4 protein-coding genes and 4 tRNA genes are annotated in these 4,049 nt (G+C 53.8%); 7 read left to right on the forward strand and 1 reads right to left on the reverse strand.

Annotation, left to right across the window (positions count from 1 at the left end):
• Positions 1-279 precede the first annotated feature (279 nt).
• Both murB and birA read left to right on the forward strand, forming a co-directional pair.
• On the forward strand, positions 280-1,314 hold the full coding sequence (murB, locus tag ABD997_RS12090) for a UDP-N-acetylmuramate dehydrogenase (RefSeq protein WP_345317285.1): 1,035 nt from the start codon (positions 280-282) through the stop codon (positions 1,312-1,314).
• Positions 1,315-2,277: a bifunctional biotin--[acetyl-CoA-carboxylase] ligase/biotin operon repressor BirA gene (gene birA / locus ABD997_RS12095; protein ID WP_345317287.1), complete on the forward strand. Its 963-nt coding sequence runs from the start codon at positions 1,315-1,317 to the stop codon at positions 2,275-2,277. It begins immediately after the preceding gene.
• A gap of 4 nt (positions 2,278-2,281) precedes the next feature.
• Here the strand turns inward: birA and coaA are convergent, their stop codons facing one another.
• Complete coding sequence (coaA, locus tag ABD997_RS12100; protein WP_345317288.1) at positions 2,282-3,229, reverse strand: type I pantothenate kinase; 948 nt, start codon at positions 3,227-3,229, stop codon at positions 2,282-2,284.
• Between the two features lie 230 nt (positions 3,230-3,459).
• Between coaA and ABD997_RS12105 the strand changes: the two genes are divergently transcribed.
• From ABD997_RS12105 to ABD997_RS12125, 5 genes are all read left to right on the forward strand, one after another.
• Positions 3,460-3,535: transfer RNA gene (locus ABD997_RS12105), tRNA-Thr, on the forward strand.
• Between the two features lie 6 nt (positions 3,536-3,541).
• A tRNA-Tyr gene (locus tag ABD997_RS12110) sits at positions 3,542-3,626 on the forward strand.
• A 29-nt stretch (positions 3,627-3,655) separates the two neighbouring features.
• Positions 3,656-3,730 (forward strand) — tRNA-Gly (locus tag ABD997_RS12115).
• 11 nt (positions 3,731-3,741) lie between these two features.
• Positions 3,742-3,817, forward strand: a tRNA-Thr gene (locus ABD997_RS12120).
• 100 nt (positions 3,818-3,917) lie between these two features.
• Positions 3,918-4,049 (forward strand): GTP-binding protein (locus tag ABD997_RS12125; protein ID WP_345317290.1); only part of this gene is annotated, 132 nt, incomplete at its 3' end.

The raw sequence follows: 4,049 nt of genomic DNA on the forward strand, positions 1-4,049 counted from the left end.
CGGCTGGGTTTTTTCGTTTGGGCGTATGAGTGCTCGAATGGTTCGGTGTTTTGTGAGGCCGCGCTTCGTGAGCGTGTGTTGCGAACATTACTTCCCTGTGGAAGCCCTCAGGCTACATTCCCTGTCAGGAGCGTCGGACCTAGGAAGTTGGGAGGATCGAATTGAGAGGTCCCGCATGGCTTCATCAGACATTGTTGCTATCTTGCTGCCCGTCTCGCATATTCCCAGGCCATACCTTACCATGCGACTTCGTTGCTAACCTTGGAGAAGCTACTTTTCATGCCCACTCATAGCAGCCCCCAATTCGATCTGCAGCCCTGGCATACCTTTGCCGTGCCGAGTCATAGTGATGAAGGGATCGTCGTGACGGATTTGATGCAGTTGCGTTCAAGTATGCGTGCTGCCAAAGACCGGGAAGTACCGACCTTGGTGCTCGGGGGTGGGAGTAATGTCCTGTTTACCGAAGACTTTATTGGCCATGTGGTTTTTAACAGGCTGATGGGGCGATCTTTACACCGTGGTGAGCATGAATGTCTGCTCCACCTTGGTGCTGGTGAGAACTGGGATGAAGTGGTGCAATGGAGTCTGGCACAGGGTGTTGGCGGGCTGGAAAACCTTGCTTTGATCCCCGGTTGTGTCGGCGCTGCACCGATCCAGAACATTGGTGCCTATGGCTGTGAGTTTGCAGACGTTTGTCTCTATGTGGATTACCTCGATCTGGAAACTATGGAAGTCGTGCGTCTTGATGCCAAGCAGTGTGAATTTGACTATCGGACGTCGATATTCAAGCGTGAATTGGCAGGACGCAGCGTCATAATCGCAGTCGGCTTGGCGTTAGCCACTCGGTGGCAGCCACTGCTGGGGTATGGGCCTTTAAAGTCCTTGGCGCAACGCAGCGACCTCTCGCCTCTAGATGTCTATAAGGCGGTTGTTCAGATCCGACAATCAAAATTGCCGGACCCGAAGCAGCTCGGTAACGCAGGCAGCTTTTTTAAAAATCCTGTTATTTCTCAGGAGCAATTTGCTCAGATCCAGGAGATGCATCCAGATCTTCCTGGTTACCCAGACCGGCCAGGCTGGATCAAAGTCCCAGCGGGGTGGTTGATAGATCAGGCAGGCCTGAAGGGTTGTCGTCGGGGTAAGGCGGCGGTTCACGATGACCAGGCGCTGGTGCTGGTAAATACCGGCGGCGCCACCGCTGAGGAGATCCTGTCTCTGGCCCGTCATGTTGTCGCAGAGGTCGAGAATCACTACGGGATCACGCTTGATCCAGAAGTGCGGATCTACGACAAATATGGGGAGCTTTGCTGGTAGATGGTACTGTCAGATGCACGTAAAGCGTTGATCGAGATACTGGCCGACGGGCAGTTTTACTCGGGCTCAGTGTTGGCGGAGCGTTTGGGAGTCAGCCGCGCCGCAATTCATAACCACATGGCAGCTTTGGCTGAGCTAGGGCTGGAGGTCCACCGAGTAAAGGGGAGGGGGTATCGTCTTTCTCGTCCATTGAGCTTGCTCGAATATGAGGGGCTGAGCGCCAACCGTGATTTGCCGGTACACCTTTTCTGGCAGCTGGGTTCTACTAACGATTTCCTTCTGAAACGCCGCCATCTGTGTGTCAATGGCGAGTCCTGCCTGGCAGAGATGCAAACACAGGGGCGTGGTCGGCGTGGACGTGAGTGGGTCTCTCCTTTGGGTTGCCATCTTTACCTCTCCTATTTTTGGCGTTTCGAGCGAGGAATGTTGGCAGTGGCGGGATTGAGCCTGGCGGTCGGGGTGCTGCTCGCTGAGTCACTGGAAACCTTGGGTGTTAAAGACGTTCGCCTAAAGTGGCCCAATGACCTCTATCGTTCAGGTCGGAAGCTTGGCGGGATCCTAATCGAGATGCATGGTCAGATGGGAGAGCCTTGTGAGCTGGTGATCGGTGCTGGGATCAATATCAGCATGCCAGAGGGGGCAGCTGTACGTATTGATCAGCCATGGATAGACCTCGCTGATGACTTACCTGATCTGGATCGAACGGCTTTGGCTTGCCGTGTACTGGCCCATCTGGACCAAGGTCTGGGTGAGTTTGAACAGTCAGGTTTAAAGACCTTTGTAGAGCGTTGGCGCCAGAGAGACCAGTATGCGGATAAACCGGTTCAGCTGTTGATGGGAGAGCGGAAGGTGGTCGGAGTTGCCCGCGGTATCGATGAAGGGGGCAACGTGCTGATCGCTCTTCCGGACGGCCAGTTGAAAGCTTTTGGCGGCGGCGAAATCAGCCTGCGAGCTGATTCCTGACGATTTATCCCCGCAACTGAATTTGCTCGATGCGATGTGCATCCCCTTTACTCAGGATCAGATCGGCGCGTTCTCGGGTCGGCGCAACATTGTCCCTGAGGTTCGGACCGTTGATCTCGTCCCAGATTTTGCAAGCGGTCTTCTCTGCTTCGCTGGCAGTGAGTTGTGCATAATGGTGAAAGTAGGAGTTTGGATCCCGGAATGAACCATCTCGGAATCTGAGAAAACGCTCTACATACCACTGCTTTAGCAACGCCTCGTCGGCATCGACATAGATAGAGAAGTCGACAAAGTCGGATACAAACGGGCGTTGCCGCCAGTGCGGGTAATCGATGCTGGACTGCAGCACGTTTAACCCTTCCAGGATGAGGATGTCTGGGCAATGAATTTTCTGCGTCGCCCCGTTGATGCGGTCATAGCTGAGATGTGAGTAAATGGGGGCTTCTGCCATTTCTCCAGATTTTACTCGGCGCACAAAATCCAGCAGCAAGCGCATATCGTAACTTTCCGGGAAGCCCTTTCGTCCCAATAGGTTCCGCTGTTTGAGATCCTTCAGGGGATAAAGAAAGCCGTCTGTGGTGACCAGCTCAACCTGGGGGTGCTCTGGCCAGCGCTGCAACAGCGCCTGCAAGATTCGAGCGGTGGTACTCTTACCCACAGCGACGGAGCCCGCGACGCTGATGATGTAGGGTCCTAACGAGGGCTTGCGCCCCAGGAAACGCTCGAGCACATCTCCTCGATGCTGTTTGGCATGGACATACAGGTTAAGTAAGCGCGACAAAGGCAGATAGATAGTCTTCACTTCTTCCAGCGAAATACTTTCGTTGATGCCCCTCAAGCGATCCAGTTCCATCTCACTTAATGGCAAAGGTACCGCGGCGCGCAGCCCCGCCCACTCGGACCGACTGAAGCGTTGGTAAGCGTGATCCTTATCACCGGACTCTAAAGGCATCGTATCTCCTTGAGGTTTCGTGCCGGACTATACAATCGGCTGGGGAAAAGGTACAGGAATGCGCAGCTAAGGTGCGAGCTTTTCCCACTTGGTGGCTAAGTTGGCCGCTCGAGTAGTGGAAGCGATTAAATCATCGTCAACCAATGTCCGGTTTAATGATTTTTCGCTTTTTCCTATTGCGCTGATGCAGTGCTTTTTCTATCATGCGCTCCGCATCGACAAGATGCCGTGCCGCTATAGCTCAGTTGGTAGAGCAACTGACTTGTAATCAGTAGGTCCCGAGTTCGACTCTTGGTGGCGGCACCAAATTCTGGAGGGGTTCCCGAGTGGCCAAAGGGAGCAGACTGTAAATCTGCCGGCTCCGCCTTCGTAGGTTCGAATCCTACCCCCTCCACCATATCTTCCCTGGCGTGCGCTAAGGGAAATGCGGGCATCGTATAATGGCTATTACCCTAGCCTTCCAAGCTAGAGATGCGGGTTCGATTCCCGCTGCCCGCTCCACTCCTTTAAGTGCTGATATAGCTCAGTTGGTAGAGCGCACCCTTGGTAAGGGTGAGGTCCCCAGTTCGACTCTGGGTATTAGCACCATCCTCCCTCGCGTCACGTCATTTTTATGCTGTTATACTCAATTCCGAGTACCTAGAAGCCAAAGTGGATTACCCCACTTAACTTTTGACTGAGGCGTATCATGTCCAAAGAAAAGTTTGAACGCACAAAACCGCACGTTAACGTTGGTACCATCGGCCACGTTGACCACGGTAAAACCACTCTGACCGCTGCGATCACCAACGTGCTGGCTAAGCACATGGGTGGTGAAGCC

The organism is Ferrimonas gelatinilytica (assembly GCF_039544205.1).
Taxonomy (GTDB): Bacteria; Pseudomonadota; Gammaproteobacteria; order Enterobacterales; family Shewanellaceae; genus Ferrimonas; species Ferrimonas gelatinilytica.

Bases quoted from the DNA above. Each gene is read 5' to 3' on its own strand.
- murB (WP_345317285.1), top strand. From the start codon at position 280: ATGCCCACTCATAGCAGCCCCCAATTCGATCTGCAGCCCTGGCATACC.
- birA (WP_345317287.1), top strand. From the start codon at position 1,315: ATGGTACTGTCAGATGCACGTAAAGCGTTGATCGAGATACTGGCCGAC.
- coaA (WP_345317288.1), bottom strand. From the start codon at position 3,229: ATGCCTTTAGAGTCCGGTGATAAGGATCACGCTTACCAACGCTTCAGT.